This is a genomic window from Halomonas sp. C10-5, assembly GCF_057169305.1.
In genome coordinates this window covers 130,169-157,101 of record NZ_CP175665.1, presented here as the reverse complement: position 1 = coordinate 157,101, position 26,933 = coordinate 130,169, and the positions used below count along the sequence as shown (strand labels likewise).

The 26,933-nt window shown below is 65.2% G+C and carries 23 protein-coding genes; 14 read left to right on the top strand and 9 right to left on the bottom strand.

Translation table 11 applies throughout. The features are described 5' to 3' along the window. The first annotated feature begins 88 nt into the window (after positions 1-88). Genes ACJ7IV_RS00745 through ACJ7IV_RS00735 form a run of 3 tightly spaced genes read left to right on the top strand, consistent with a single transcriptional unit; the run spans position 89 to position 2,628 of the window. Positions 89-871, top strand: coding sequence for an ABC transporter ATP-binding protein (locus tag ACJ7IV_RS00745; RefSeq protein ID WP_483865361.1), 783 nt, complete (start codon positions 89-91; stop codon positions 869-871). Continuing rightward, positions 868-1,851 (top strand): ABC transporter substrate-binding protein, encoded by a 984-nt coding sequence (locus ACJ7IV_RS00740; RefSeq protein ID WP_483865360.1) that lies wholly within the window; start codon positions 868-870, stop codon positions 1,849-1,851. Before ACJ7IV_RS00745 ends, ACJ7IV_RS00740 begins: the two co-directional genes overlap by 4 nt. A 3-nt stretch (positions 1,852-1,854) precedes the next feature. Continuing rightward, positions 1,855-2,628 carry an ABC transporter permease gene (locus tag ACJ7IV_RS00735; RefSeq protein WP_483865359.1) on the top strand — a complete coding sequence of 258 codons (774 nt, stop codon included), beginning with the start codon at positions 1,855-1,857 and terminating at the stop codon, positions 2,626-2,628. Positions 2,629-2,712: 84 nt separating this feature from the next. Here the strand turns inward: ACJ7IV_RS00735 and ACJ7IV_RS00730 are convergent, their stop codons facing one another. From ACJ7IV_RS00730 to ACJ7IV_RS00705, 6 genes are all read right to left on the bottom strand, one after another. After that, the gene (locus ACJ7IV_RS00730) at positions 2,713-3,171 is read right to left on the bottom strand and encodes a ferritin family protein (protein ID WP_483865358.1); all 459 of its coding nucleotides are present in this window, start codon (positions 3,169-3,171) and stop codon (positions 2,713-2,715) included. Between the two features lie 31 nt (positions 3,172-3,202). Beyond that, entirely contained in the window at positions 3,203-3,907 is a 705-nt protein-coding gene (locus ACJ7IV_RS00725) for a succinate dehydrogenase iron-sulfur subunit (protein WP_483866529.1), read from the bottom strand. 58 nt (positions 3,908-3,965) lie between these two features. Beyond that, on the bottom strand, positions 3,966-4,313 hold the full coding sequence (locus ACJ7IV_RS00720) for a hexameric tyrosine-coordinated heme protein (protein ID WP_483865357.1): 348 nt from the start codon (positions 4,311-4,313) through the stop codon (positions 3,966-3,968). Positions 4,314-4,419: 106 nt separating this feature from the next. Continuing rightward, the gene (locus tag ACJ7IV_RS00715) at positions 4,420-7,518 is read right to left on the bottom strand and encodes an efflux RND transporter permease subunit (RefSeq protein ID WP_483865356.1); all 3,099 of its coding nucleotides are present in this window, start codon (positions 7,516-7,518) and stop codon (positions 4,420-4,422) included. Beyond that, complete coding sequence (locus ACJ7IV_RS00710) at positions 7,515-8,918, bottom strand: efflux RND transporter periplasmic adaptor subunit (RefSeq protein WP_483865355.1); 1,404 nt, start codon at positions 8,916-8,918, stop codon at positions 7,515-7,517. Before ACJ7IV_RS00710 ends, ACJ7IV_RS00715 begins: the two co-directional genes overlap by 4 nt. Next, positions 8,915-9,532: a TetR/AcrR family transcriptional regulator gene (locus ACJ7IV_RS00705; protein WP_483865354.1), complete on the bottom strand. Its 618-nt coding sequence runs from the start codon at positions 9,530-9,532 to the stop codon at positions 8,915-8,917. The genes ACJ7IV_RS00710 and ACJ7IV_RS00705 overlap by 4 nt, the downstream gene beginning before the upstream one ends. Positions 9,533-9,750: 218 nt before the next feature. On the opposite strand from ACJ7IV_RS00705, the gene ACJ7IV_RS00700 reads away from it, so the two are divergent. Both ACJ7IV_RS00700 and ACJ7IV_RS00695 read left to right on the top strand, forming a co-directional pair. Then, a complete protein-coding gene (locus ACJ7IV_RS00700; RefSeq protein WP_483865353.1) occupies positions 9,751-10,947 on the top strand; it encodes a trans-sulfuration enzyme family protein in 1,197 nt (398 codons plus the stop codon). Continuing rightward, positions 10,944-11,993, top strand: a complete 1,050-nt coding sequence (locus ACJ7IV_RS00695; RefSeq protein ID WP_483865352.1) for a tellurite resistance/C4-dicarboxylate transporter family protein — start codon at positions 10,944-10,946, stop codon at positions 11,991-11,993. Before ACJ7IV_RS00700 ends, ACJ7IV_RS00695 begins: the two co-directional genes overlap by 4 nt. 106 nt (positions 11,994-12,099) lie before the next feature. Here ACJ7IV_RS00695 and ACJ7IV_RS00690 read toward each other — a convergent pair whose 3' ends face one another. Then, positions 12,100-13,347 (bottom strand): NAD(P)/FAD-dependent oxidoreductase, encoded by a 1,248-nt coding sequence (locus tag ACJ7IV_RS00690; RefSeq protein WP_483865351.1) that lies wholly within the window; start codon positions 13,345-13,347, stop codon positions 12,100-12,102. A 329-nt stretch (positions 13,348-13,676) separates the two neighbouring features. On the opposite strand from ACJ7IV_RS00690, the gene ACJ7IV_RS00685 reads away from it, so the two are divergent. Beyond that, the gene (locus ACJ7IV_RS00685; protein ID WP_483865350.1) at positions 13,677-15,482 is read left to right on the top strand and encodes an assimilatory sulfite reductase (NADPH) flavoprotein subunit; all 1,806 of its coding nucleotides are present in this window, start codon (positions 13,677-13,679) and stop codon (positions 15,480-15,482) included. Then, positions 15,482-17,188, top strand: coding sequence for an assimilatory sulfite reductase (NADPH) hemoprotein subunit (gene cysI / locus ACJ7IV_RS00680; protein WP_483865349.1), 1,707 nt, complete (start codon positions 15,482-15,484; stop codon positions 17,186-17,188). The genes ACJ7IV_RS00685 and cysI overlap by 1 nt, the downstream gene beginning before the upstream one ends. A gap of 19 nt (positions 17,189-17,207) precedes the next feature. On the opposite strand, the gene ACJ7IV_RS00675 is transcribed toward cysI, so the two are convergent. Beyond that, the gene (locus ACJ7IV_RS00675; RefSeq protein ID WP_483865348.1) at positions 17,208-18,047 is read right to left on the bottom strand and encodes a LysR family transcriptional regulator; all 840 of its coding nucleotides are present in this window, start codon (positions 18,045-18,047) and stop codon (positions 17,208-17,210) included. 170 nt (positions 18,048-18,217) lie between these two features. Here ACJ7IV_RS00675 and ACJ7IV_RS00670 point away from each other — a divergent pair, with 170 nt between their 5' ends. Genes ACJ7IV_RS00670 through ACJ7IV_RS00650 form a run of 5 tightly spaced genes read left to right on the top strand, consistent with a single transcriptional unit; the run spans position 18,218 to position 23,735 of the window. Further along, complete coding sequence (locus ACJ7IV_RS00670; protein ID WP_483865347.1) at positions 18,218-19,846, top strand: cbb3-type cytochrome c oxidase subunit I; 1,629 nt, start codon at positions 18,218-18,220, stop codon at positions 19,844-19,846. Continuing rightward, positions 19,843-20,460, top strand: coding sequence for a cbb3-type cytochrome c oxidase subunit II (locus tag ACJ7IV_RS00665; RefSeq protein WP_483865346.1), 618 nt, complete (start codon positions 19,843-19,845; stop codon positions 20,458-20,460). Before ACJ7IV_RS00670 ends, ACJ7IV_RS00665 begins: the two co-directional genes overlap by 4 nt. Positions 20,461-20,462: 2 nt before the next feature. Further along, entirely contained in the window at positions 20,463-21,047 is a 585-nt protein-coding gene (locus tag ACJ7IV_RS00660; RefSeq protein ID WP_483865345.1) for a c-type cytochrome, read from the top strand. A 7-nt stretch (positions 21,048-21,054) separates the two neighbouring features. Further along, positions 21,055-23,292 carry a heavy metal translocating P-type ATPase gene (locus ACJ7IV_RS00655; RefSeq protein ID WP_483865344.1) on the top strand — a complete coding sequence of 746 codons (2,238 nt, stop codon included), beginning with the start codon at positions 21,055-21,057 and terminating at the stop codon, positions 23,290-23,292. Next, positions 23,289-23,735: a carboxymuconolactone decarboxylase family protein gene (locus ACJ7IV_RS00650; protein WP_483865343.1), complete on the top strand. Its 447-nt coding sequence runs from the start codon at positions 23,289-23,291 to the stop codon at positions 23,733-23,735. The genes ACJ7IV_RS00655 and ACJ7IV_RS00650 overlap by 4 nt, the downstream gene beginning before the upstream one ends. Before the next feature lie 130 nt (positions 23,736-23,865). Here ACJ7IV_RS00650 and norR read toward each other — a convergent pair whose 3' ends face one another. Further along, positions 23,866-25,392: a nitric oxide reductase transcriptional regulator NorR gene (gene norR / locus ACJ7IV_RS00645; RefSeq protein WP_483865342.1), complete on the bottom strand. Its 1,527-nt coding sequence runs from the start codon at positions 25,390-25,392 to the stop codon at positions 23,866-23,868. Positions 25,393-25,557: 165 nt separating this feature from the next. On the opposite strand from norR, the gene ytfE reads away from it, so the two are divergent. Then, complete coding sequence (gene ytfE / locus ACJ7IV_RS00640; protein WP_349607500.1) at positions 25,558-26,214, top strand: iron-sulfur cluster repair protein YtfE; 657 nt, start codon at positions 25,558-25,560, stop codon at positions 26,212-26,214. Positions 26,215-26,274: 60 nt separating this feature from the next. Beyond that, the gene (locus ACJ7IV_RS00635) at positions 26,275-26,895 is read left to right on the top strand and encodes a hemerythrin domain-containing protein (RefSeq protein WP_483865341.1); all 621 of its coding nucleotides are present in this window, start codon (positions 26,275-26,277) and stop codon (positions 26,893-26,895) included. Positions 26,896-26,933: the final 38 nt, after the last annotated feature.

Genomic DNA, 26,933 nt, shown 5'->3' with positions numbered 1-26,933 from the left:
CTCCCCGCCCTTCACAAGACGCAATTTCAGTTATATCATTTATATTTAGTATTCGATTAAATTATATATAATCATTCCAGGAGCTCATATGCAGCTTCACTTCGAACGCGTCACCAAGTCGTTCGGCGACCTGCGAGTCATCGAGGCCTTCGACAACACCATCGCCGACGGCGAGATCGTCGCCCTGGTGGGACCCTCGGGCTGCGGCAAGTCGACACTGCTGCACATGGTGGCAGGCCTCCAGCAGGCCAGCGCCGGCGAGGTGCGTGCCGGTGAGCGGCCGGTCACTGCACCTGCCCCGCAGCGCACCCTGGTGTTCCAGGAACACGCCCTCTACCCCTGGATGACCCTAGAGCAGAACGTCGCGCTGGCCCTGGAGTTCCAGAACCACCCAGTTGAGGAGGCCTGCTCCCAGGCGCGTGAATGGCTGTCGCGGGTCAAGCTCGACGGCTTCGAGGCCTACTACCCCCACCAGGTCTCGGGGGGCATGCGCCAGCGCTGCGCACTGGCCCGGGCCTTCATCGCCCGTCCCCAGGTGCTGCTGCTCGACGAGCCCTTCGGCGCCCTCGACGCCCTCACCCGCATGACCCTGCAGAGCGTGCTCAAGGAGCTCATCGAGGAGGAGCGGCCCACGGTGCTGCTGGTCACCCACGATGTCGACGAGGCGCTCTACCTGGCCGATCGCGTGCTGGTGTTCAGCCAGCGGCCCGCCCGGGTGCTCGAGGAGTTCACCCTGGGGCACATCCCCAAGAGTCACGACCTGAGCGCCTTCGCCGACATCCGCCGCGAGGTGCTGGCCCTGCTGGGCATCGATACCGACGCCCCGAGCGCCGAACCGCGCCGGGCACACAAGCAAGGAGAAATCGCATGATTCGTCGCCTCTTGACCCCGCTGCTGGCCGTGCTGCTAGCCACCCCCGTCCTCGCCGAAGAGGAAGAGTTCCGCGTCGGCTATGTCCGTGTGATGGACGACGCCCAGGTGATGCTCGCCTACGAGGCGGGGCTCTACGCCAAGCACGGCCTCGACGCCGAGCTGATCGAGTTCAGCTCCGGCACCGACCTGATCAAGGGCATCGTCGGCGGCCAGCTCGACATCGGCGTGCTGGGCTTCTCGAACGCTTTCACCTGGGCCGGCCGGGGCGCCGACCTGAAGATCGTCGGCGGTGCCCAGCGCGGTTACCACGCCCTGCTGGCCCATGACGACGCCGGTATCGATGAGGTCGCCGACCTCGCCGGCAAGAATCTGGCCTCCCAGAAGCAGGGCAGCACCGCCGACATCGTGCTCAAGGGCGTGACCCTGGCCGAGGCCGGACTCTCTGCCGATGACCTCAACATCATGGGCGTGGCGCCCTCGGTGGCGGTGCAGTCGCTGGCCGGTGGTCGCGTCGACGCCGCCTTCCTGTTCGAACCCTACGCCAGCATCGCCAAGCTGCAGGCCCCCGTCACCGAGATCTACGAGATCGGCGAGGTGTGGCCCTTCCCCTGCATGGTGGTGATCACCGCCGAGGAGACCCTGGCGGAGCGCCGCGACGTGCTGTGGGCGGCGCTGGACGCCCAGCGCGAGGCCATCGAGATGCTCGAGAACGATCCCGAGGGTGCCGCCGAGTACATCACCTCCTACTTCGTCAAGGAGGACGTGGTGAAGACCCGCGACCAGGGCGAGATCGAAAGCGAGAAGGTGATCGCCGAAGCCATCGCCACCAACGACTTCAGCGCCGAGCTCACCGAGGCGGACATCGACCGCATGAAGGAACTTGCCGGCATCATGCACGAGCAGGGGATCCTCGAGCAGGCCGACTTCGACGTCGACGCCCTGCTGGAACTTACCTGGCAGGAAGAGCGCGAGCTGTAAGCCATGAGCACCTCCCCCAGCACCACCGGCGTGGCCAGCAAGAAGTCCTATGTACTGGCCATCCTCGTCATCCTCTTCTTCTGGCAGGTAGCCGCCTGGTTCCTGCCCAGCTTCCTGATGCCCGACGTCCACGTGGCGCTGGTTCGGCTATGGCAGGAGCTGGGCAGCGGCGAGTTCTACCAGGGACTCGGCAACAGCATGGGCCGCCTCGGCGCCGGCTACGGCGCCGCCCTGGTGGCCGGGGTGGTGTTGGGGCTGGTGGGTGGCACTATCAACGCCGTGCGCAGCCCACTCAAGGCGGCCATCATCATCCTGCAGTCGATCCCCTCGATCGCCTGGGTGCCGCTGTTCCTGATCCTGATGGGCTTCGGCAACCTGCCGATCATCGTGGTGGTGGCGGTAGGCGCCTTCTTCCCCACCGCGCTGAGCGTGATGAACGCCACCGAGAGCGTCGAGCGGGTGCATATCGATGCCGCGCGGGTGATGGGTGCCTCGCGCACCCAGATGCTCAAGCGGGTCTACTTCCCGGCGGTCACCCCCGAGCTGATCACCGGCGCCCAGCTCGCCTTCGGCAACGCCTGGCGGGCGCTGATCTCCGCCGAGATGATCGTCGGCTTCAGCGCCGGGCTCGGCAAGTCGCTGGCCTACTCCGGCGAAATCGCCGACATGACCGGGGTAATGACCAACATCCTGGTCATCGCGGTGCTCGCGGCGGTGATCGACCAGGTGATCCTCGAGCGCATCAAGCACCGCCTGCTGCGCTACCAGTACCTCTGACACCCCAGCTGCCTTCACCGACGCAACGACGACGCCCCGGCCAGGCCGGGGCGTCGTCGTTCAGGATGTTGTATGGAGTACCGCTCAGTACATATCCAGACGAGCAAGATCGCGGGTCTGCAGGCGGGCCTCGGCCTCCTGCTGATCGGCCAGTTGCGTGAACAGCTCCGCCTCCTCGGGTATCTCGGCAAGCTCCGCACGCAGCCGGTACATGTCCTTGAGTGTCTGGTGGGCAGTCATCACGTTAGCCAGGATATCCTGCACGTCGTGACAACCCAGGCAGGGCGGGATGCGCTCCAGCACACTCGGGTGGCCGAACTGCTGGCTATCGATCAGCCAGGTGGTCAGCAGCCCCTGATCGGCATCCTCGAGAAAGGCTGCCATGGCATCGCGCAGGCGTGCCTCGCGATCGGCGAGGAACACCAGTGCCATCTTCATGCGCTCGTCCGCCGCCTCCTCGGCCAACCCGGAGTACTGCTTCCCCAGACGGTCATGGAAGTCATGGACCCACTCCAGCAGGTCCCTTACCTGTCGAAAGGCCATGGAAACCCTCCCGTGAAGTGTGGACTGGATCTCAGCTCCCGCGTGCCAGCAGCATCGCCTTGATATGGCCGATGGCACGCATCGGGTTGAGCCCCTTGGGACACACCCAGGTGCAGTTGGCGATCTGTCGGCAGCGGAACACGCTGAAGGGGTCGTCGAGCTCGGCCAGGCGCTCCTCGGTGGCGGTATCACGGCTGTCGATCAGGAAGCGGTAGGCCTGGATGAGGCCGGCCGGACCGATGTACTTGTCGGGGTTCCACCACCAGGAGGGACAGGCCGAGCTGCAGCAGGCGCACAGGATGCATTCGTAGAGACCATCGAGCTTCTCGCGATCCGCCGGACTCTGGCGTCGCTCGATGGTGGTGGGTGGCTCGTCGTTGATCAGCCAGGGGCGGATCTTCTCGAACTGTCGGAAGAACAGCGTCTGGTCGACGACCAGATCACGGATCACCGGCATGCCCGGCAGCGGGCGCAGGGTCAGGGTATCCCCCTTGCCGAGCACCTCCTCCACGGAGGTGATGCAGGCCAGGCCGTTCTTGCCGTTGATGTTCATGCCATCGGAGCCACACACCCCCTCGCGACACGAGCGCCGATAGGCCAGGGTGGCATCCTTCTGCTTCAGGTGCTCGAGCACGTCGAGCACCATCGCCTTGCGGAAACGCTCCTCGACGTCCAGGCTTTCCATCCGCGGCAGCTCGTCTCCCTCGGGGTGGTAGCGATAAAGCCGTACCTTGATCATGGTCGCTCTCCCGGCGATACATCGAATTCACGCTTTCCGGGTCACTCTCTACGGATCACTCCCGCCAGTAGTCGTTGGCGGCGGCGACGGTCTGGAAGTGAGTGGCGATGACATGGGAGGCCGCGATCAGGCTGTCGGGGTCCTCGGCATATTCGGGGCGCTGCGCCTTGCGCACCTCCGCGTCCGGCTGGGTCGTCGCCACTCCCTTCTGGGAGAGCGTCACCGCCAGTGCGAAGCCCTCCTGGGGCGTCTCGGTGATCAGACTAGGCAGCCAGGTATCCTCGTCCGATGATGCCCCGTGTTCATCCGCCACGACGAAGCCGCTGAGTGCCAGTGTCGTCACCAGTACCAGGCCAACCGTGAGCCTCTTTCGCGGTAAAGATGAGCAGTGGGTCATGAGCATGTCGGCCTCCTCTCGAATGCGGCGAGTCACGATAAAATGCAAAATCAATGCATCTTTAAAGCTAGTCGAGAAAACCGCGTCGTCAAGGCCATACCACGACGCGCCGTCATAGCGGATCCCCTCCGCGCGTCCAGCCCCAGTCGTCGAACAGCACATAAAGTGCCGGAATCACCAGCAGCACCAGCAGGGTGGCGCTGAGCAGGCCGAACACCACGGCGATCACCAGCGGCTTGATGGCATCCGCCTGGCTGCTGGTCTCGGCCAGCAGCGGCGCGAGGCCTGCGATGGTGGTGGTGGAGGAGATCAGGATGGCCCGCAGCCGGTCGCGGCTGGCTTGCCCCGCGGCCGCTACCGCATCCATGCCTCGCTCGCGGTGCGTCTTGATGAAGTGGATCAGCAGGATGGCGTTGTTGACCACGATGCCGGCCAGCGAGGCGGCGCCGATCAGCGAGGGCATCGAGAGGTAGTAGCCCATGATCACGTGCCCCCAGATGGCGCCGATGAAGGCCAGCGGAATTGAGAGCATGACGATCAGCGGCTCCACATAGCTGCGGAACTGGAAGGAGAGGATCACGAAGATCCCTACCAGGCCGATCAACAGGCCGCGGGCGATGGAGCCGCCGGTCTCGGCGGAGCTGGCCACCTGCCCCTCGAAGGTGACCGTCACCTCGGGATGGCGCGCCTCGAAGTCGGCCAGCCAGCCGCTGCCGACGAGGTCGTCGACGATGGCCTGGCCACTGGCCTGGCGGGCGTCCACGTTGGCCTCGACGGTGACGGTGCCCCGCCCGTCGATGCGGGTGATGCGCGCCCAGTCGCGGCGTTCCGCCACCTCGGTCACCACCGAGAGCGGCACCCGGCTGCCGTCGGGGAGCAGCAGGGTCTGGTCAGCCAGGTCATCGAGACCGTCGCGGTCGGCCTCGGCCTGGCGCACCAGCACCTCGATCTCCTGCTCGCCGATGCGCTGGGTATCGGCGATCTCACCAAGCAGGCCGGCGCGCAGCTGGCTCGCCACCTCCTCGGCGCTGAGCCCCAGGCCGTGGGCACCCGAGGCCAGCGAGTAGGCGCGTTGGGGCTTGCCCAGGCGCTGATCATCCATGACGTTGTAGACCGCCGAATAGCCCTCGAGGCGCGTGGCAAGCTCCCGTGCCGCCGCCTTCATGGCTGCTAGGTCCTCGCCGGCCAGGCGCACCTCCACGGGCACCCCGGCGGGGCCGAATCCCGGCTCCTGGATGATCAGGCGCTGCACCCCCGGGATGTCACCGATCGCTTCCCGCCACTCGGCGGTCAGCGCATCCAGGGTCATGGTGCGCCGCTCGGCGGTGAGCAGGTCGACACTGACCGTGGCCACATGGGGCCCCGCCTCCCGGGCGCTGAGGTTGTGATTGAAACGCACCTGGATGGCCTCGACCAGCGCCGCGCCCCCCGGCTGCCCGGGCGAATGGCGTTCATCGAGCTCGCGCATCGCCGTCTCGATGCGCTCGGCCACCGCCTCGGTGCGCTCGAGCGGTGTACCCTGGGGCATCAGGATGCGTGCCTCCAGCACGTCGCCGTCGATGTCGGGCATCGCCTCGCTGCCGACGTGGCCGCCGGCCATGAAGCCGACGGAGGCCAGCATCACGGCCAGCACCGCCCCCAGCACCAGATGGCGGAAGCGGATCGCCCGATCGGCCAGCCGCCCCACCCCCTCGCGGAAGCGCTCGAAGCCGCGGTCGAAGGCGCTGCGAAAACGCGACTCATGGCCCTGCTGCAGGTGTTTCACGCTGCCCTTGAGGTGGTGAGGCAGGATCCAGAACGCCTCGACAAGGCTCGCCGCCAGCGCGGCGATCAGCACCACCGGCAGCACCTCCAGCACCGCCCCCAGCTCGCCGGCCAGGAAGGAGAGCGGCACGAACACCGCTGCAGTGGTCAGGAACGACGACAGCACCCCGGGCAGTACCTGTCGAGTCCCCGCCACCACCGCCTCCAGTGGTGTGGCGTTCTCCCCGGCGTGGGCGGCGATGTTGTCGGTGATCACGATGGCGTCGTCCATGACGATGCCAATGGCCATCAGCAGCGCCACCAGGGTGATCATATTCAGCGAGAGGCCGGCGAGCCCCATGACCAGGAAGGCACCCATGAAGGCCGCGGGCAGCCCAAGCACCGCCCACAGCGCCAGACGCGGGCGGAAGAACAGGCTCATCACCAGCACTACCAGTGCCAGCCCCATGACACCGTTGCCCACCAGCATCTGCAGGCGATCGCGCACGATGCTGGTCATGTCCTGGGTCAGTGTCAGCGTGATGCCATCATCGAAGCGGCGGCGCTCTTCCTCGATCAGCCCCTCGAGGCGCTCCTTCACTGTCAGGGAGTCGTCGCGCAGGCTCTTGCTCACCTCCAGCACCAGCGCCGGTTCACCGTTGAAACGAAGCTTCTCCTCCTCGCGTTCACCGGCCTCGCTCAGGCTGGCGATGTCACCCAGGGTCAGCTCGCCGCCGGCCGGGTCGGAGATCACCACCAGGCGCGACAGTTCCTCCAGCGAGCGGCGCTGGTCGGTGAAGCGCAGCAGGAGTTCGCGCTCGGGGGTCTCCAGGGTGCCCAGCGGCAGGTCCAGGCTTTGAGCCGAGATCCGCCGCGCCAGCTCGCGGGCCGAGAGGCGGTGCTGGCCGAGCACCTCGCCGGGCACCTCCACCTGCCACTGGCGCTGGGACATGCCGTGGATCGCCACGTCCGCCACGCCGGGCAGCGCCATGATGCGCTCTTCCAGGCGCAGGGCATACTCCTCGAGCTGGCCGGCGGGCATGTCGGCCGACACCGCGACCGCCGCCACCGCGTCACTGCGATGCATCTCGCGTACCACCGGCGGATCGGCACGCGCCGGCAGCTCGGTGATGGCGGAGACCTCGGTGTCGATCTCGCCGAGAAAGCGCAGGGGATCACCGCCGGCCTGCATGGTGGCGGTGGCGCTGGCCAGGTTGTCCTGGGCCACACAGATGAACTCGTCGAGGAACTCCACCCCCTTCACCGCCTCATGCAGGCGGCGGCAGATGGCATCCTCCACGTCGGCGGCGCTGGCCCCGCGGTAGACCACCTCGACGCTCACCTCCACCGGGCGGTAGTCGGGGAAGGTCTCGCGCTTGAGCGACGGGGCGGTGAAGAGGCCGGCGGCGAGCAGCAGTACCAACAGCAGGTTGGCGGCGGTGGGGTGGGCGGCGAACCAGCGGATCATGGTCGCGCTTCCTCATGTCCCTGGCCCAGCGCCTGCTCGGCGACTCGCGCCTCCAGGGCCTCGTCGCGACGCGGGTCGAGGGCCATCCCGGCGATCGCCGCGGGCAGGTCATCGACCACCAACTGCTCGCCGGGCCTGAGGCCGTCCGTGATCACCGCCAGGTTGCCTTGCTCGAAGGCCACGCTCACCGCGCGCCGCTCGAGGCGACCCTCGTTATCCACCAGCCACACCTCACCCTGATGCACCGCACTGGCAGGTATCACCAGGCGAGGCTCGGGGCTGGACGCGCTGAGCCGCGTGCGCACGTACATGTCGCGCTGCAGCGGCGGGTGATCCGGCGGCCGGGCATCGCGATAGGGGTGCTCGACCCGCACCACGGCACGCACGGTGCGGGTGGCGGGATCCAGGCCGCTGGCCACGCGTACCAACGTCCCCGACCAGCCCACGCCCTCGGCGCCGGCCAGGAAGAGGTCGGCCTGCACCGCCGGGAAGTCCAGCCGCTCCGCAAGATCCAGCCCCTCGGCCAGGACCGGGGCCGCGTCGCTGGCTCCCGCCGGCATGGCTGCGGCCAGCAGGCGGCGCATCATGGCGATGGGTATATGGGCCTCCACCTCGGCAGCGGCCAGGCTCTCGGCTTGGAAAAGCCGCTGCCCGGTGCCGACGAACTGGTGCAACTCCACCTCGACATCGGCCAGGCGCAGGTCGTAGGGAGCCTCGAAACGCGTATCGGCGAGGTCCTCCCGGGCCTGGGCCAGGCGCACCGCGGCCCGCTCGCGCTGCGCCTCGAGTACCTCGCACCGCGTGGGCAGCAGTGCCAGGCTGTTCTCCAGCGAGGCGACCGCCTGACGCTGACCCAGGGTGCTGCGGCGCTGCTCGTCGCGTCGTGAGCTGGAGACTGAACCGCTGGCCGCCAGGCGCTCGATGCGTGTCAGCTCCTGCTCGGCCAGGGCAAGTGCCTGTTGCTCCAGCCCCAGTAGGCGACGGGTGTTCTTTTCCTCGGCCTCGAGCTGAGCCAGCTCGCCGGCCAGGCTGGCGAGCTCCGCCTCGGCCTCGGCGATGGCCAGCTCATAGCGGCTGGGATCCAGGGCCACCAGCAGGGTGCCCTCGGGCAGCAGGGTGCCGCTCTCCAGTTCCGGGTGACGCTCGACGACCCGCCCCGCCACGTTGGCTGTCGCCTGCCAGGTCTCGGCGGGGCGCGCCACGCCGTGGCCGCGCGCCTCCAGGCGCAGCTCCAGGGGACGAATCTCGACGAACCTGACCGGAGTGGCGGAGGCCGACGCCTCCTCCTCGCGCTCGGGGGACTGACGGTTGGCCACGAAGAAGACCAGCAGCGCCACACCCACGGCGACGCCGATCAGCACCGCCAAGCCCCGCCCCAGTCGCCGTGTCCAGGGTCTCATGCGTCACCTCCCGCATCCGCGCGAATGCCGTGTCGATAGAGATCGAAGGCCGCCGGCGCCCGGTCGACGATGCCTGCCACGTCGGCGGCGATCAGCGACTGCAGCACCAGTCCCTGAACGCAGCCGATGAACTGGGTTGCCGCCGTGTCCAGGTCGAGGCCAGAGCGCAGCTGCCCTCGACGCTCGGCCTCGACGAGCAGGCTCAGCAGTCGCCGCCGATAGCGCTCCAGCAGCTCGCGCACCAGGCGGCTGGCAGCGGTAGGCCGTGGGTGCTGCAGCTGGCCCATCAGCAGCCGCGGCACCCCTGGGTGCTCGGCGATGAACATCACATGCGCCAGGAACATCGCCTCGAGCGCTTCCAGGGGATCCTCGATGCCCTCGGCGGCGGCAGCGACCCTCGCCATGACTCGCTCGGCGATCCAGGCCACCGATGCCTCCCAGATCGCCTCCTTGCTCGAAAAGTGGCGAAACAGCGCCCCCTGGGTGACCCCCATGCGACGGGCGATGCGCCCGGTGGTCAGGGTGGCGGGTTCCTCACGGCCGCAAAGCTCGATGACGGCTTCCACAGTGCGTTCCCGGCGCTCGTCGGCGGGGAGATGCTGGCGTTCGGACATGCTCGGGCCCCAAAGATAGTAATTGATCACTATCTTAAGCTCGATACAGCCCCTATGCCAGGGGCCGAAGAGCATCTCTGATCGAGATCAAATTCGATAAGACAAATAGATGAAAATCGATAACTTACCTTAATGAAGATAGGTGAAGTCATTAAAATCAATAGCTTGCATAACAAAAAGAGAGTAGCCTGCCTAGAGTCCCTTCTAGGAGACGCGCCATGTCACTTCGACCCCTGCCACACTTCGGCCCTGCCACCCGCGCCATCCATGGCCAGCAGCAGAGGGATGCCTTCGGCAGCCCGCACATGCCGATCTACGACACCACCACCTTCACCTTTCCGGATACCTCCACCCTGCTCGAGGTGACCGAAGGGCGGCGGCAGGCCCCCCTCTATACCCGATACGGCCATAACCCGACGCTCTACGCCCTGGAGGAGACGTTGGCGGCACTGGAAGAGGCCGAAGCCGCCTGGGCATTCACTTCCGGCATGGGAGCCATCAGCACCCTGCTCCTCGCTCATGGTCGTCGGGGTATCGCCTGCCTGGGGGAGGTCTATGGTGGCACTCTGAGCCTGCTCGAACAGCAGCTGCCGGCGCTGGGTATCAATACCCATCTACTCGATGGTTATGAACCCGAGATACTGGAGCAACTTCTGGCATCCGGCGTCGGGCTGGTCTATCTCGAGACCCCCACCAACCCGACGCTACGCCTGATCGATATCGCGGCGGTGGCCGAGCAGGCCCATCACCACGGCGCCCTGATGGCGGTAGATGGCACTTTCGCCACGCCGATCAACCAGCGGCCACTGTCGCTGGGCGCCGATATGGTGGTGCATAGCGCCACCAAATATCTGGGCGGTCACAGCGACCTCACCGCCGGCACCGTGATGGGAAGTGCCGAGGTTCTGGCGCCGCTGTGGCACTGGCGCCAGAACCTCGGCACGGCGCTGTCGCCTCAGGCGGCTTCCCTGCTCTCGCGTAGCCTGCGCACCCTGCCCCTGCGTATGCAGCGCCACAACGCCTCGGCACATGCCATTGCCGAAGCATTGCAGTCGCATCCCGCACTTGAGCGAGTACTTTACCCCGGTCTGGCCTCGCACCCCGGCCACGACCTGGCCTGCCGACAGATGTCGGGCTTCGGCGGCATGCTGACGCTCGAGCTGTCTGGCGGTCGAGAGGCGGCGGCCAGGGTTGCCGACCGTTTCTCCCTTTTTGCCTTAGCCCCCAGTCTCGGCGGTGCGGAGAGCCTGGTCACCCAGCCCTGTACCACCTCGCACGCCGACCTGACCGCGGAAGAGCGGGCACGACGCGGCATCGGCGACGGCATGCTGCGCCTTTCAATAGGCCTCGAGGACATCGAGGATCTGCTCGCAGATTTACATCAGGCGTTGGATGCGGAGGAGGTGGGCCGATGAGCGGCCTCTTCCGACGCCTAGCCAACCTCGTGGATCATGCAGCGGCCGAGCTCTTCCCCGGTTACTTCGCCGTGATCATGGCCACCGGCGCCACCTCCATCGCCTGCCATCTGATGGGGCTGACGCTACTCTCCTGGGGGCTGCTGGGGGCCAATCTACTGGCGTACATGACCCTATGGCTGTTGACGATCACCCGTCTGGTCCGCTATCCGGAGCGGCTTGCTGGCGACATGACCGATCATGCCCGTGGGCCGGGCTTTTTCACCATCGTGGCCGGTACCTGCATCCTGGGGACGCAGTTTCAAATCGTGGCCGATCACGATGCAATTGCTGCCGAATTCTGGTGGGTAGGGCTGACGTTTTGGAGCGTCATCATGTATCTGTTCTTTATCGCCGTGACCACACGGTCCGAGAAGCCCAACCTGGGGTCCGGCATCAACGGTGCGTGGCTGCTGGCAGCGGTCAGTACCCACTCCGTCTCGATCCTGACGGCGCTGCTGCCATGGAGCGGGCCCGCCGATGTGCGGCTGTTCTTCGCGCTGTGCATGTTCCTGATCGGCTGCATGCTCTACCTGGCGATCATCACCTTGATCTTCTATCGCCTTACCTTTCTCAAGGTGACGGTGGAGAGCCTGACACCGCCCTACTGGATCAATATGGGGGCGGTAGCGATCGCCACCCTGGCCGGCTCCACACTGATATTGCGCGCCGCGGAGGACGGTGTGATCGCGGACTTCAAGCCGTTCCTGCTGGGGTTCACGGTGTTCTTCTGGGCGACTGCCAGCTGGTGGTTTCCGCTGCTGGTAGGGCTGATGCTATGGCGCCACTTGATCCGCCGCCACCGTATCGCCTACGAGCCGCAACTGTGGAGCATGGTCTTCCCGCTGGCTATGTACACCACTGGCACGCTGCGACTCTCGGAGGCTATTGAAATGCCATTTCTAATGCGCATACCCGAATTGATGATCTGGTTGGTACTGCTGGCCTGGGGCGCCACCAGCGCCGGAATGTTCCGTCACTTCTGGCGGCTGGCGCGTTCACCATAGGCCTGACCTCTACTTCAGCGATCACCGTTTGAAGCACGACTTCAGCACAAGGAAGGCCTCTCTAAACAGGAATTTCCCATCACGAAGGACGCCGATGAAGGTATTATCAAGAAGCTTTCTTCAAGGGTTTGTGTGCAATATCCGGCTCCTTTCCCTTCAGCATCTTGTTCCAATAGAACGGCGGCAACAGATGCTTCTTGACCACCCAGTAGAAGCGTGACTCCTTGAAGGGATCCAGCGGCAGGGTCGGCGTCACGACACCATCATAGATGAATTCCGCGATCATGACCTTGCCGTAAGCCGTCACCAATGGACACGAGGTGTAGCCATCATAATATGCCGAGAGCTCACGTCCTTCCAGATGAGCCAGCAAGTTCTTGACCGTAACCGGTGCCTGTTTGCGTACCGCCGCCGCGGTCTTTGACGTGGGTAACGAGCTGGCATCCCCCAGGGAAAACACGTTGGCGTAGCGCACATGCTGGGTGGTGGCCTTGTCCACCTCGACCCACCCGGCAGAATCCGCCAGCGCGCTCTCACGGATCACGTCGGGGGCACACTGGTGGGGCGTCACATGCAGCATATCGAAGGGTTGTTCGAGACGGGTCCTTTCACCTTCTCCGTTCTTCGTCTCGAAGATGGCAACTTTGCGTTCGCCATCGACTTCGACCAGATCATGCGATAACAGGATCTCGACGCCATGGCGATGGGCGACCCGTTCCAGCGGCGGCACGAACTCCGGCACGCTGAATAGTGCCCCCCCTCCGTTGTAGAATTTCAGGGTGCTGTTCTCCCTGAGACCCTGACGACGCAAGTGATCCGCGGTCAGGTAGGCAATCTTCTGAGGGGCTCCAGCGCATTTCAGCGGAGGCGGTGGCTGAGTAAAGATGGCATTGCCCCCGCGGAAGTTCTTCAGGCACTCCCAAGTGTAAGTCACCGTCTGCGGACTATAATTACTGCAGACGCCATTCTTGCCCAATGTCTCACCCAGGCCCTTGACGCGATCCCAATCAAGCTTGATACCCGGCGCAACCACCAGTGCCTCATAGCCAAGTATGCGTCCGTCATCGAGTGTCAGCCGGTTGTTTTCCGGATCAAATCCGGTCACTGCCGCCTGGAGCCAGGTGGCTTGCTCGGGCAGTACGTCACGCTGGAGACGGTGCGTCTTGCCCAACTCATAGGTACCACCACCCACCAGCGTAAAGGCAGGCTGATAATAGTGGGTATCGGACGGGTCAACGACAGCGACATCGAGTCCGGGCTGCTTGACAAGTAGCGAGGCAGCGACGGTAGCTCCGGCGCTACCGCCCCCCATGATGACCACGCGATGGTGGATGTTGGCCGATTGCTGTGTCATGACGACCTCCGCTGATGCATGCGAGGAATAAAGGCTGATAAAAGATATAAAACACATCGATTTTATAACTTAAAGTAATCAATAGGCATATTGAAAATCCTCCTCCGCATAAGCGCAGCCCAACTATTGATGCATAATAATTTTAGCTTTCATCTCATTGGATAAAGTCCAGAATTATCCGTTTGACTTACATCAAACAGATATAAAGAATATTAATATTTTTCTGTGTGTTACAGATCCAGATCAAATCGTTATCTTGCTACACTTATTACCGGCTAGTCCCAATGGTAGGGTGACTGTCTCGCCGAAAACTGCGACGCCCCCTCACCATGCATATTTCTTCGAATGAAACGCCTCTCGATGAGACACAAGCAGAAGCGCTGAACCGCCTGCTCACGACACTCACTCCAGCCCAGGCAGACTGGCTGGCCGGGTTCATCGCCGGCTGGCGAGCGTCTCAGCGTGACCCAAACGACATTGAACCCGGGAGAACCGATCACGACTCGGGATCCGGCCTCTCGCTGACCGTGCTCTACGGCTCCCAAACCGGCAACGCGGAAGGGCTGGCCGAAGCGCTTGGCCAACAGGCGAGTGCCCGAGGCTTCTCTGCCAGGGTCATCGACATGGCCGACTACAAGCCTCGTCAACTCAAGAATGAAGCCTATGTGGCGGTGATCACCTCCACCCACGGCGAGGGTGACCCACCCGACAACGCCCTGGACCTGCATGAGTTCCTGCACGGCCGCAAGGCCCCCTCCCTCAGGCACCTCAAGTACGCCGTGCTGGGGCTGGGTGATACCAGCTACGAACACTACTGCCGGACCGGCAAGGAGTTCGATAGCGCCCTGGCCAGGTTGGGGGCGACCGCCTTGTGCGAGCGTGTCGATTGCGATGTCGACTACGATGAAGCCGCCGACACCTGGTTCGCCAGGCTGCTGGAAACCCTGCAGGGCGAGGCCGGGGCCGCTGGGCTCGTCACCTCCTCGAGCAGCACCGGCTACTCTGCGGCCACCGCATCGAGCCATGATCGGCGCACTCCCTTTCCGGCTGAGTTGCTGGAAAACCAGCTTCTCAACGGTCGCGGCTCGAGCAAGGAGACCCGTCACATCGAGCTATCCCTCGAGGGGTCAGGGCTGAGCTATCGGCCCGGCGATGCCCTGGGCATCTATCCCCAGAACGACCCCCGCCTGGTGGCGACCATCATCCAGCGTCTGGGGCTCGACCCGGACACGGGCGTCAAGGCCGGCGACGTCGACACCACTCTGGCAGGCGCTCTGCAACATCACCGCGAGATCACCCTGCTGACTCGCCCGGTGGTCGAACACTGGGCCGAGTTCAGCGGCAACCAGACGTTGACAACATTGCTCGAGGATCACGCCAGGCTCAGCGCCTGGATGAAGAGCCGCGACCTGCTCGACCTCATCGAGGAGGCCCCCGTGAGCGGACTCGGCGCCGACACTCTGGTACAGGCGCTGCGCAAACTGCCGGCACGCCTCTACTCCATTGCCTCCAGCCAGGCCGCAGTGGACGACGAAGTGCACCTCACCGTGGCGGCCGTGCGCTACCAGGCCCGTGGGCGCCGACGCGAGGGCGTGGCTTCCACCTGGCTCGCCGACCGCCTGGCGGAGGATGAACGTGTGCCGGTCTACATCGAGCACAACAAGCACTTCCGGCTGCCCGAGGACGACGAGGCGCCGGTGATCATGATCGGCCCCGGCACCGGCATCGCGCCCTTCCGCGCCTTCATGCAGGAACGCGAGGCGCGCGAGGCCGGCGGCGCCAACTGGCTGTTCTTCGGCGCCCAGCACTTCCACACCGACTTCCTCTACCAGAGCGAGTGGCTGGCCTGGCGCCGCCAGGGGCTGGTCGATCGCATCGATGTGGCCTTCTCCCGTGATCAGGAAGAGAAGATCTACGTCCAGCGGCGCCTCCGCGACAACGCCAGTGAGCTGTGGCGCTGGCTGGAGAAGGGCGCCTACCTCTACGTCTGCGGCGACGCCGAGGCCATGGCCCCGGACGTGCACGAGGCACTGCTCGACATCATCGTCGAGGCCGGCGGCAAGCGACGCGAGGACGCCACCGACTACCTGCGGGAGCTGACCCGCCAGAAACGCTACCAGAGGGACGTCTACTGATGAGCGACCAGTTCCCCGATGCCGAGATCATCAAGCGCGAGAGCGACTATCTGCGCGGCACCATTGCCGAGGGCCTGGACGACCCCGTCACCGGTGCCATCTCGGACGATGACACCAAGCTGACCAAGTTCCACGGCGCCTACCTGCAGGACGACCGCGACCTGCGCGACGAACGCCGCCGCCAGAAGCTCGAGCCGCTCTACATGTTCATGGTGCGCCTGCGCCTGCCGGGCGGCGTGCTGACCCCGCAACAGTGGCTGGGCCTCGACGCCATCGCCGACGAGTGCGCCAACCACACCCTGCGCCTCACCACGCGCCAGACGTTCCAGTTCCACGGCGTGTTCAAGCACCGCATGCGTTCCTTCATGCAGCGCGTCAATGCCCTGGGGCTCGACACCAAGGGCGCCTGCGGTGACAACAACCGCAACGTCATCGCCAACGTCAACCCGCACCTCTCGGCGCTGCACGAGCGCATCTACCGCCTCTCCACCGAAATCAGCGAACGACTGATGTGGCGCTCCGGCGCCTACGCCGAGATCTGGCTGGGCGAGAAGCGCGTACACCACCTGGGCGGCGACGGAGAGGAAGAGCCCTTCTATCGCCACTACTATCTGCCACGCAAGTTCAAGATCGCCCTGGCGATTCCGCCGGAGAACGACTGCGACGTGCTGGCCAACGATATCGGCCTGATCGCCATCGTGGAGGCTGGCAAACTGGCCGGCTTCAACGTGGCGGTGGGCGGCGGCATGGGGCTGACCTACGGCAACGCCGCCACCTACCCGCGGCTGGCCGAGTTGGCCGGCTTCGTACCCGCCGAGCGCATCGTCGACGCCTGCGAGGCGATCGCCGCCATCCAGCGCGACCACGGCTGTCGCACCGACCGCAGCCACGCGCGTTTCAAGTACACCCTCGACGACCACGGCATGGCGTGGTTCCGAGAACGCTTCGCCGACTACCACGGTACCCCCATGGAGGCGGCCCGCGAGTACCGCTTCATCCACAACGGCGACCGCTTCGGCTGGGTGGAGGGCGAGAACGGCAACCGTCACCTCACCCTGATGATCCAGAGCGGGCGCATCGCCGATTTCGACGGCTACCCGCTACGAACCGCACTGCGTGAGATCGCCAAGGTGCACCACGGCGAGTTCCGGGTGACCTGCAACCAGAATCTGATGATCGCCAACGTCACCCCCGTGCAGCAGGATCGCATCCAGGCGCTGGTTCACGAGTACGGCCTGGACGACGGCAGCCGCAGCACACCGCTTGGCCGCAACGCCATGTCATGCGTGGCCTTCCCCACCTGTGGTCTGGCCATGGCGGAATCCGAGCGCTACCTGCCCGGCCTGGTCAGCAAACTCGACGCCATGATGAACAAGCACGGCCTCTCCGACACGCCGATCAATGTGCGCGTCACCGGCTGCCCCAACGGCTGCGCCCGGCCCTTCCTGGCCGAGATCGGCCTCACCGGCAAGGCGACCGGCAAGTACAACCTCTACCTGGGCGGAGACGAGCGCGGCCAGCGCATGAGCCGCCTCTATCGGGAAAACATCGACACCACCACCATTCTCGAGACCCTCGACCCGATGCTCGAGCGCTTCGCGAGAGAGCGCCAGGCGGATGAAGGCTTCGGTGACTTCCTGGTGCGCGCCGACATCATCGACGCCGAACGCGGCCCGAAAGTCTTTCACACGGCCTATTCGGCCTGACCTCCTCCGGAGGCGCAGGTCATGGCAATGTATCCACCTGCCGGTGGAGGATATCGATCGCCTCATCGAGGCCCGCCGGCCTGCGCTCACGCGGATGGACCAGATAGACAGGGTAGGAGAATTCCGGCAAGTCGTAGACCCGTTCAAGCAGTCCCTGCTCAAGATAGGGTTGAATGACGCCCAAGCGGAAATACCCCATTCCGGAATGATTGAGCAAGTAGTGTAAAGCCAGGGGCCCCAGGTTAACCGCGATGACTGGACTAGCGTACTGGGGCAGCGCCGCATGGTGTTCACGACGAAAAAGCTCTCCCCAGTCCACGTAGAGATAAGGAGCCGTCGTATCGGCCCCTGGTGTACGCACCATTACCAGTCGCTCCTCCTGAAGGAGCTCGACCTGCATGCTGGGCCAGTAGTCCGCCTGATGCACCAACGCCGCGTCGAGCACGCCCTCGGTGAGCTTTTCCTGCAACTCGCGACGCGCCCCGACCTCGATGCGCACCGCTAGCTGAGGCAGTGACTCACGTAGCGCACTCAGCCAGCCTGCCAGTAGCGGGTCCCACAGGCTGGTTTCTCCCCCTAACGAAAGCACACGCCGGATACCCTGGGGCAACGGCAGTTCCCGCTGTGCCGTCTCCCATATCTGCACGAGTCGAGAAGCATGCTCGGCGAAGCGTTCACCATCGACGGTCATCGCGACACCACCGCGGTTGCGCTTTAGCAGCCGACAGCCGAGCCGCTCTTCCAGTTTGCGCACCCGCATGGTGACCGTGGTCTGGGTGACATGCAGCGATTGGGCTGCCTCGCTGAAACTGCCATAGCGCAGGATCTCCAGGAATGTCCTGGCCAGCTCGATATCCATACGCCCTCTTTGATCAATTAAATTGATATATAAGCGCTTCAATATTCATTATACATCAATGCTTCCCCCCACTAGATTGAGAAGGCAGTTACTCAGACGATCAATTCCTGACGAATCTGGCCCTGCCCATTTCCAGCGCTAGCAGGGGCATACACTATTTGAAGGTTTTCATGACTCCCACCATTGCCATACTGCTCATCATCACTTTCGTGGTGTCAGCGGTGGGCCTCTTGCTCTTGATCTGGTCTATCGCCACCAATCAATTCAGTCACGGCCACCTCGCTGCCAGAACCATCTTTGCCGAAGGCGAGGAGGGGCACGGCGAGGACCCTGCCGGTGATACGGTGCTTGAGGACACCGACAACACCATTGCCAACGATGAACTCCAGGCGCGCGAGGTTGCCGATCGCTCATCACGCCAAGCGGCGCTGGCTTGGCTCGGTTCAGCGGTTCTCTGGCTTCTGGTGGGCTCGGCCTACGGCTTGCTAACGTCGGGCAAATTCCACTGGCCCGAGTTGCTGGCTGATAGTGAATGGCTGACTTTCGGCCGGGTTCGCCCCATGCACCTCAACGCCGTTGCCTATGGTTGGGCATCCATGGCCGGTGTCGGGGTGGCAATCTTCCTGATACCGCGACTGTTCAAGACGGCGCTGGTGGGCGGTCGCTACGCCCTGTGGGGCGCCGTCCTCTGGAACCTCGGCATGGTGCTCGGCCTGGTGGCGATCAATCTGGGACTCTCCGACGGAGAGGAGTGGCTCGAGTTTCCCTGGCAGGTCGACACCCTGTTCGTGATCGGCGGCGGCCTGTGTGCCATTCCGCTGTTGCTGACGGCCGCCAACCGACGGGTATCACATCTCTACGTCACCAGCTGGTACCTGCTGGCCGCGCTGGTGTGGTTCCCCATCCTCTTCCTGCTGGCCAACCTGCCGGTGGTGTTCCCCGGGGCCTCGGGAGCCACCGTCAACTGGTGGTTCGCCCATAACGTCCTGGGACTTTGGGTGACCCCCATCGGGGTCGGTATCGCCTACTACATGATTCCCAAGATTCTCGGCCGCCCGATCATCTCCTATCAGCTCTCCCTGATAGGTTTCTGGTCACTGGCACTCTTCTACAGCCAGGTGGGGATTCACCACCTGGTAGGTGGCCCCGTACCCACCTGGCTGGTCACGCTCTCCATCGTCCACAGCGTGATGATGTCTGTCCCCGTGATCACCGTCGCCATCAACCACCACGGCACCATGTGGGGGCATTTCGGCAGACTCAAGGATTCTCCCACGCTGCGTTTCGTGTGGATCGGGGCACTGATGTACACCCTGTCGTCGCTGCAGGGCTCGATGGAAGCGCTGCGCAGCGTCAACGTGGTCACCCACTTCACCCACTACACCGTGGGCCATGCCCACCTGGGGATGTATGCCTTCCTCAGCCTGATCCTGTTCGGCGCCATCTATTTCATCATGCCACGCCTGATGAACTGGGAATGGCCCTGGCGTCCGCTTATCAGCCTGCACTTCTGGCTGGTGACGTCCGGCATCCTGATCTACGTGGTATCGCTCTCCGTCGGCGGCTGGCTGCAGGGCCTGGCGATGCTCGATGCCGAAACAGCGTTCATGGACATCGTGCGCCTCACGCTCCCCTATCTCGAGGCCCGTACCCTGGGAGGTGCGCTGATGACCCTCGGTCATGTGATATTCGCCGTGCACTTCGTGGCCATGCTGCGCCGCAGCGGCAAGGAGCGCCACCGGCCGACGCTGTTTCGATCCGCTCAACGCACCCGGGATACCCTGGAGGGCTCTCGATGAAACATGCCTTAGCGATCATGGTGGGCGCCGCGCTGATCCTGCTGCTGGCCACGCTGACCCTGGTGGCCATGCCCTATGTGCAGATGTCCACCGAAGCGGTTCCCGAGGAACTCGAACCCTATACCCCGGCTCAGCAGCGTGGCAGGGACCTCTATATCGCCAACGGCTGCCTCTACTGCCACAGCCAGCAACCGCGCGACCCCGGCTTCTCGCGGGCCGACAGCGAACGTGGCTGGGGTCGCCCCTCCGTGCCCGGTGACTATGCCTTCGATCAGCCCCACCTGCTGGGGACCATGCGCACCGGCCCTGACCTGTTCAACATCGGCGCTCGCCAGCCCAGCGTCGACTGGCACCTGCTCCACCTCTACAACCCGCGTGCCGTAGTCGAGGACAGCATCATGCCGGCCTATCGCTTCCTGTTCCGCGTCGTCGACGAGCCCCGGGAGGATCAGCACGTGGTCGAGATCCCCGAGCCTTACGGCCCCGAATCCGGCGTCGTCGTGGCGACCCGGGAAGCGCTGGAACTGACGTCCTATCTGCTGTCCCTGGATCACACCTATCCCGTGGACACCCTGCCCCGGGCCAAGGCGGCGGACGAGGAAGGAGAAGGCTGATCATGAGCGCCCATGACCCACAGCGTGCCCAGCATCGTGAGCATCCCGAACCCAGCGAAGGCGGTCGTCCCGTACCGCGGTTCGTGGTGGCCTGGATCGGAGTGCTGATCCTCTGGGGCGTCGGCTACTATGCCTGGCACATCGGCTGGCCCCTCACTGGCGGCGACAGCCGTACCGCCGTCGAACAGGCCGCACCCGGTGCGGCAGTCGATGGCGAGAAACTGTTCACCGCCCAATGTGCCTCTTGCCACCAGCCGACAGGAGAGGGTGTTCCCGGCACTTTCCCGCCGTTGGCCGGCAGCGAATGGGTGCAGGGCGATCCATCACTGATCATCGCCATCGTCCACGATGGCCTGACGGGTCCCATTAGCGTAGCCGGTGAAGAGTACCAGGGCAGCATGCCGGCCTTCGCTGATCAGCTCTCCCCCGACGAACTGGCCGCGGTGCTCAGCCATGTGCGTCAGGCCTGGGGCAATGAGGGCGACCCCGTCGACCCGGCTCTGGTCAGGGAACACGAGGAGCGCTTCGCCGAGCGCAGCGCCTGGACGGTGGATGAGCTGCGCAATACCTTCTCCACACCGGAGTAGCCCGGCCGTGCGGCACACTGCCAACCTCTCTGCCGGCCACGACGCCGTCGGCGCTACCCCCGAATTCGAGGAACGAGTGTTCGTGGTGGACGGCCTGCACTGCGCCAGCTGTGCCACGGCAGTGGAGGCTCAACTCCGTCGCCAGTCCGGCGTCTTCAGCGCCGCCGTCAACTTCGCCGCCGACTCTGCCATAGTGCGCTGGGACGATACCCGTACCCCCTTCGCTGAGTTACAGCACGCCGTGGCGAGGCTTGGCTACCGACTGCGACCTCCCGACGACGCAGACAACGCGGCTGAGAACCTAGACCGGATTCGCAAGCCCCTGCAATGGCGCCTCGCCGTCGCGGTGTTCTTCGGCATGTGGAGCATGATGCCGGCACTGCTGATCTACCTGGCGCCGTTAGGCGTGGTCGAGCCCGCCGTCACCTGGCCACTGGGCATCGCCAGCGGCATGCTGGCCATACCGGTACTGCTCTTCTCGGGGATGCACTTCTATCGCGTCGGGTGGCGAACCCTGCGCGTCGGCGCGGCCGGCCTTGATACCCTGATCAGCGTGGCAGTGGTGGCGGCCTGCCTGGTTTCGGCGTGGCATCTGATGAACGGCTCGGCGGAGGTCTACTTCGATGCGGCGGTGATGCTGATCACCTTTCAGCTCGTGGCCCGCCTGATCGATAGCGGCGTGCGACGGCGAGCCTCGGCGATCATTCGCGGCTACCTGACCCACACGCCCGAGCGCGTGCGGACGTGGCGAAACGATGATTGGCAAGAGGTAGCCGCCACTGAGGTGACGGCGGGCCAGCACATCCGCCTCGAGGGCGGCGAGCCGCTGGCTCTGGACGGATACGTGATTGATGGAAACGGCGATGTGGACATGTCGATCCTCACCGGAGAGCACGTTCCGCGGCGCGTGGCCCGGGGGGGAACGCTTGAGGCCGGCTGCCGCCTCGTCGACGGCAGGCTGGAACTTCGCGTCACCGCCGGCGTCGGCGAGAGGCGCATCGATGGTATCGCCCGCTCGGTGCGTGCCCTGCTCAGCCACAAGTCCGCCATGCAACGCCTCGCCGATCGCCTGGCCCGGCGGCTGCTGCCACTCATCGTGGTGGCCTCGGGCCTGGCCATGCTGCTGGGCGTCGCCCAGGGCCTGCCGACCGGTGAGATCCTGATCCACGGACTGGCCGTGCTGATCATCGCCTGTCCCTGCGCCCTGAGCCTGGCGATTCCACTGGTCATCGTGTTGGGCCAGGCCCGCATGGTGATGCTGGGCATCCTGTTCCGCGACCCTGCCGCCCTGGAAGGCGCCGCCTCGGTCAGCGTGATTGTCTTCGACAAGACCGGCACACTGACCACCGGCACCCCTCATCTGTCGCGCGTGGTGCCCTCAGCCGGCGTGACGCCCAGGGACCTCCTGCAACTGGCGACCGATGCGCTGCAGGATATCCCTCATCCGATCGCCGAAGGCCTCAAGTCCGCAGCGACCCCTTCTGCCCACGCGACACGCGGCCGGCGTGACAACCATCCCGGACAGGGGGTGTGCTGGACACAGGGTGCCGAGCGCATCCTCGCCGGGCGCCGGACCTGGCTCATCGAACGGGGCATCGCGGTACCTCCTTGCGACGACGCCGGCATGGAGCTCCATGTGGCAAGCAGCGGCCGATACGCCGGCCGACTCCTGTTCCGGGAGACGCTCCGACCGGACGCCCCCTCCACGGTGCGTCGGCTGCAGCAATCCGGCTACGCCCTCTACCTGCTCAGTGGAGATACGCCACGCGCCTGCCAGGAGGTCGCCGAGACGCTGGGCATTCCCCATGACCGCGCCCTGGCGAGTCGCTCACCAGAGGAAAAATCGCGTTTCGTTGCAGCGCTCGAGCGCCATCATGACGTCGCCTTCGTCGGCGATGGCCTGAATGATGGGCTGGCGCTGGCCCGTGCCCGCCTCGGCATCGCCGTCGGCAGCGCAACCTCGGCGGCCAGCCAGGCCGGCGCCGTCTACCTGCCGGATGGGCTGGCACGCATACCGCAGACCCTGCAACTGGCCAGGCGGGCACGCCGCCTGATGCAACACAACCTGTATTGGGCCATCGGCTACAACGCCATGGCCATCCCCTTGGCCATCGCCGGCTGGGTGGCTCCCGGGGTCGCCGCCCTGGCGATGACGCTCAGCAGCCTGTGCGTGCTGGCGAACAGCCTGCGCATCCGCAGCGGAAAACTCAGCAACCGACACCAGCTGGACAGTATGCGGGAGTGAGGCTTCAGGCCAGCGCTGACGACACGGGATGCGTCATCTACGTTGATAGAGACCGTTCAGCCACACGGCTGATCATCAGTTTCATCACCACTCTCACCGACAACCTTGAGGTCGTGTTCATGACGGATATCTCCATGCCCAAAGCCACTCGCGCCCACGCCGAAAAACGCCACCGACTGGCACCATTGCCCGACGATGCCTTTCACCAATTCAGCGAAGCCGTATTCGCCGATGGCGCCCTCGACGGGGCCACTAAACAACTCATCGCGGTAGCGGTCGCTCATGTCACCCAGTGCCCCTGGTGCATTGAAGGCCATGTCAAGGCGGCACGCCGAGCTGGCGCGACGGGCGAACAGATCATGGAAGCCATCTGGGTGGCTGCCGAGATGCGAGCAGGTGCTGCCTTTGCGCATTCGATAAAGGCGTTGGATCTGATTGAGTAGACAGAGCCAACAACTCACCCTTTAGCCGTTGAGCTTAGTGGTCGCCTCGGCAAACCTGATGAATTGTCGGTTGTATAATTCGTGCTGGGAGACATGGCTCCAGGCTTTTCAACCTGGCTCAAGGTGAGACTCACTTCAGCCCCAGCCGCCTGGCCAACTTGTGCAGGTTGCTGGGATCCAGCTCCAGGCGCCGAGCCGCCGCCGCCCAATTCCCGCCGCAGGCGGCGAGGGCGTCGCGGATGGCCTGCCGCTGGGCCCATTCCACCCGCTCGCGCAGGTTGGATGCACCGACTGCCCCGGCGTGCTCCGACGCTGCCGGCGTGCCGACGCTCATCTCCTCGGGGACCGGCAGATCGAGCCAGCCCGGCTCCAGGGTGATGATCTCGTCGCGCCTCGCGCCCTGACTCAGGGCCTTGATGGCGGCCCGGCTGATCACGTGTTCCAGTTCCCGCACGTTGCCGGGCCAGGCGTAGCGCGACAGCGCCTGCTCGGACTCGGGCGAGAGACGCAGGCTGCGCACCCCGAGCCGGGTGCGGTTGATCTCCAGGAAATGGCCGGCCAGCACCAGCACGTCGCTGCCGCGTTCGCGCAGGGGGGGGATCGCTACCGGATAGACCGACAGCCGGTGGTAGAGATCGGCGCGGAAGCTACCCTCACGCACCGCTTCGCCCAGATGCCGGTTGGTAGCGGCGATGATGCGCACGTCGACGCGCCGCGGAACGTCCTCCCCCAGCCGCTGAATCTCACCCTCCTGCAGGGCGCGCAACAGCTTGGCCTGGACCGTCAACGACAGTTCGCCCACCTCGTCGAGCAGCAGGGTACCACCGTCAGCCGCCTCGAAGCGCCCGGCGCGCGCGGCGGTGGCGCCTGAGAAGGCCCCCTTCACATGACCGAACAGCTCGCTCTCGGCCAGGGACTCCGGCAGGGCGGCGCAGTTGACTTGCACCAGCGGCGCGGCGTGGCGGGCGGAGCGACGATGGAGACGGCGTGCAAAGAGCTCCTTGCCCACCCCGGTCTCGCCGCTGAGCAGCACCGGCAGGTCCGATGCGGCCACCACATCGAGCTCACGCAGCAGCCGCTGGAGTTCCGCGCTGTGGCCAAGGATATCGCGCTCCTCGGGGGCCGCCAGCGGCAGGCCGCTCTCCTGCTGGGACATGCGCAGGGCCCGCAGGTCACGCTCCAGGCGGCTGACCCGCGCCGCCGCCTCGACCAGCAGCGCATAGCGCTCCAGGGCCGCCCGGTCGGTGGCATCGAAGGTCCCCGCTTCGAGCGCATCCAGGGTCAGAGCTCCCCAGGGTTCGCCCTCCACGTGCAGGCTGATACCCATGCAGTCGTGGACATGCAGCGGCTGTCCGGGCTGCTGCTCCACCAGCCCATCATAGGGATCGGGCAGGTCGGCATCGGGCGGGAAGAGGGTCGTGCGCCGACTGGTGAGGATAGTGGCCAGGCGTGGATGCTGGGCCACCTCGAAGCGCCGTCCCAGCACTTCGCGCACCAGGCCGTCCACGGCCAGCGGAACCAGGGCGCCCTCCTCCAGGCGCAGCAGGCAGACGGCGCCGCAGCGAAAACCTTCGCGCAGGGTCCGCACCAGGCGCTGCAGGCGCACCGCGCTGGGCAGGTCGGCGACCAGGTCAGCAAGCAGAGTCTCGTCGAGCATGGTGATATTCACCTTGAAGGGTTCAATCTACCCTAAACGATCCGGGTATTTTTCACCAGAATGGCCTCGATACCCGGCAAAACAGGCCGTCAGGAACTGGCATGCCACTTGCTTGTGATGAGGTACCACCCTTTTCTGCCATCATCCGACCAAGGAGCTCCTGCCATGAGCCTGATCGAACAGACCGTCGGCCGCACCGCCCTGACCCTGCCCGGCGCCACCCGGGTGTTCCGCGACCACAATATCGACTTCTGCTGCGGCGGCCGCATAAGCCTGCGCGAGGCCGCCGAGCGCGTCGGCCTGGCCCCAGAGGCGCTGGTGGACGCGCTCGAGGCGCTGCCCGCCGGCGCAAGCGACGAACGCGACTGGCAGTCCGCCAGCAACGACGAGCTCATCGACCATATCCTGACCCGCTACCACGATGTCCACCGTCAGCAGCTGCCCGAACTGGTGCGCATGGCGCGTCGCGTCGAGCAGGTCCACGGCGAGCGCGACACCTGCCCCAACGGCCTGGCCGACCTGCTCACCACGATCTACCAGGAGATGGAGAGCCACATGCAGAAGGAGGAGCAGATCCTCTTTCCGATGCTGCGCCGGGGCATGGGCGCCCAGGCCCAGGGACCCATCGCGGTAATGCGCCACGAGCACGACGACCACGGCGAACACCTCGAACAGCTGGCGGCGCTGACCGACGACATCACTCCGCCCAAGGGCGCCTGCACCACCTGGCGAGCCCTCTATACCGGGCTGCGCGAGTTCCGCGACGACCTGATGCAGCACATCCATCTGGAGAACAACCTGCTGTTCGAACGCGCCGGCTGAATCCCGTTCGGCGCCCAATCATGACGCACCGTCGCCCGACGGTGCGTCAGGGAGGCCACCATGAAAGCCATCATTCTGGAACGCCTGCATGCCGACCACCATCGCTACGCGGCGCTGCTCTGCATCCTCGACCGCCAGCTGCATATCGCCGCCTGCGAGGAGGTCCCCGACTATCGACTGCTGGCCAGGCTCTGCCACTACCTGACCCACCAGCCCGAGGAGTGGCACCATCCGGTGGAGGAGGCCCTCTTCGCCCGCCTCACCGGCTGCCATGCACAGAGCGTTGAGCTGCTCGCGGTGCTCTCCGAGGAGCACCGACGGATCACCCGCGATGGAAACGAGCTCGAGGCGACCTTCCGCCGCCAGGCGAATGAGATGCCCGAGGCTGAGCTCGATCCCGGCCAACTCAACCTGGCTCGCGGCTTCAGTGAGCTCTATCACCATCACCTGCACAGCGAGAACCGGCATATCTACCCGCTGATCGAGCGCTGCCTGCAGGCCGCTGAATTGGATGAGCTGGCGCCCTCTCCTTCGCTGGCCAGTCCCTCCGAGGGCAGCCCCAGCTTCCAGCTGCTGTACCGGCAGATCGCCGACCACCGCACGGGACTGCGCCTGGGCCACGGCGAGCAGGCCGACTTTTGTCCGCTCTGCGACGCCAGAGCCGACTACGCCTCCTTATGACCCGCGTCAAAAGGCCAGGCGGGATAGTCGACTAGCAT

What these genes read in the sequence shown, in the direction of transcription:
- ACJ7IV_RS00700 (WP_483865353.1), top strand. Translation starts at nt 9,751, where the DNA reads ATGTCACTTCGACCCCTGCCACACTTCGGCCCTGCCACCCGCGCCATC.
- ACJ7IV_RS00685 (WP_483865350.1), top strand. Translation starts at nt 13,677, where the DNA reads ATGCATATTTCTTCGAATGAAACGCCTCTCGATGAGACACAAGCAGAA.
- ACJ7IV_RS00735 (WP_483865359.1), top strand. Translation starts at nt 1,855, where the DNA reads ATGAGCACCTCCCCCAGCACCACCGGCGTGGCCAGCAAGAAGTCCTAT.
- ACJ7IV_RS00675 (WP_483865348.1), bottom strand. Translation starts at nt 18,047, where the DNA reads ATGGATATCGAGCTGGCCAGGACATTCCTGGAGATCCTGCGCTATGGC.
- ACJ7IV_RS00730 (WP_483865358.1), bottom strand. Translation starts at nt 3,171, where the DNA reads ATGGCCTTTCGACAGGTAAGGGACCTGCTGGAGTGGGTCCATGACTTC.
- ACJ7IV_RS00705 (WP_483865354.1), bottom strand. Translation starts at nt 9,532, where the DNA reads ATGTCCGAACGCCAGCATCTCCCCGCCGACGAGCGCCGGGAACGCACT.
- ACJ7IV_RS00715 (WP_483865356.1), bottom strand. Translation starts at nt 7,518, where the DNA reads ATGATCCGCTGGTTCGCCGCCCACCCCACCGCCGCCAACCTGCTGTTG.
- ACJ7IV_RS00710 (WP_483865355.1), bottom strand. Translation starts at nt 8,918, where the DNA reads ATGAGACCCTGGACACGGCGACTGGGGCGGGGCTTGGCGGTGCTGATC.
- ACJ7IV_RS00660 (WP_483865345.1), top strand. Translation starts at nt 20,463, where the DNA reads ATGAGCGCCCATGACCCACAGCGTGCCCAGCATCGTGAGCATCCCGAA.
- norR (WP_483865342.1), bottom strand. Translation starts at nt 25,392, where the DNA reads ATGCTCGACGAGACTCTGCTTGCTGACCTGGTCGCCGACCTGCCCAGC.
- ACJ7IV_RS00695 (WP_483865352.1), top strand. Translation starts at nt 10,944, where the DNA reads ATGAGCGGCCTCTTCCGACGCCTAGCCAACCTCGTGGATCATGCAGCG.
- ACJ7IV_RS00670 (WP_483865347.1), top strand. Translation starts at nt 18,218, where the DNA reads ATGACTCCCACCATTGCCATACTGCTCATCATCACTTTCGTGGTGTCA.
- ACJ7IV_RS00665 (WP_483865346.1), top strand. Translation starts at nt 19,843, where the DNA reads ATGAAACATGCCTTAGCGATCATGGTGGGCGCCGCGCTGATCCTGCTG.
- ACJ7IV_RS00720 (WP_483865357.1), bottom strand. Translation starts at nt 4,313, where the DNA reads ATGCTCATGACCCACTGCTCATCTTTACCGCGAAAGAGGCTCACGGTT.
- ACJ7IV_RS00740 (WP_483865360.1), top strand. Translation starts at nt 868, where the DNA reads ATGATTCGTCGCCTCTTGACCCCGCTGCTGGCCGTGCTGCTAGCCACC.
- cysI (WP_483865349.1), top strand. Translation starts at nt 15,482, where the DNA reads ATGAGCGACCAGTTCCCCGATGCCGAGATCATCAAGCGCGAGAGCGAC.
- ACJ7IV_RS00635 (WP_483865341.1), top strand. Translation starts at nt 26,275, where the DNA reads ATGAAAGCCATCATTCTGGAACGCCTGCATGCCGACCACCATCGCTAC.
- ytfE (WP_349607500.1), top strand. Translation starts at nt 25,558, where the DNA reads ATGAGCCTGATCGAACAGACCGTCGGCCGCACCGCCCTGACCCTGCCC.
- ACJ7IV_RS00745 (WP_483865361.1), top strand. Translation starts at nt 89, where the DNA reads ATGCAGCTTCACTTCGAACGCGTCACCAAGTCGTTCGGCGACCTGCGA.
- ACJ7IV_RS00690 (WP_483865351.1), bottom strand. Translation starts at nt 13,347, where the DNA reads ATGACACAGCAATCGGCCAACATCCACCATCGCGTGGTCATCATGGGG.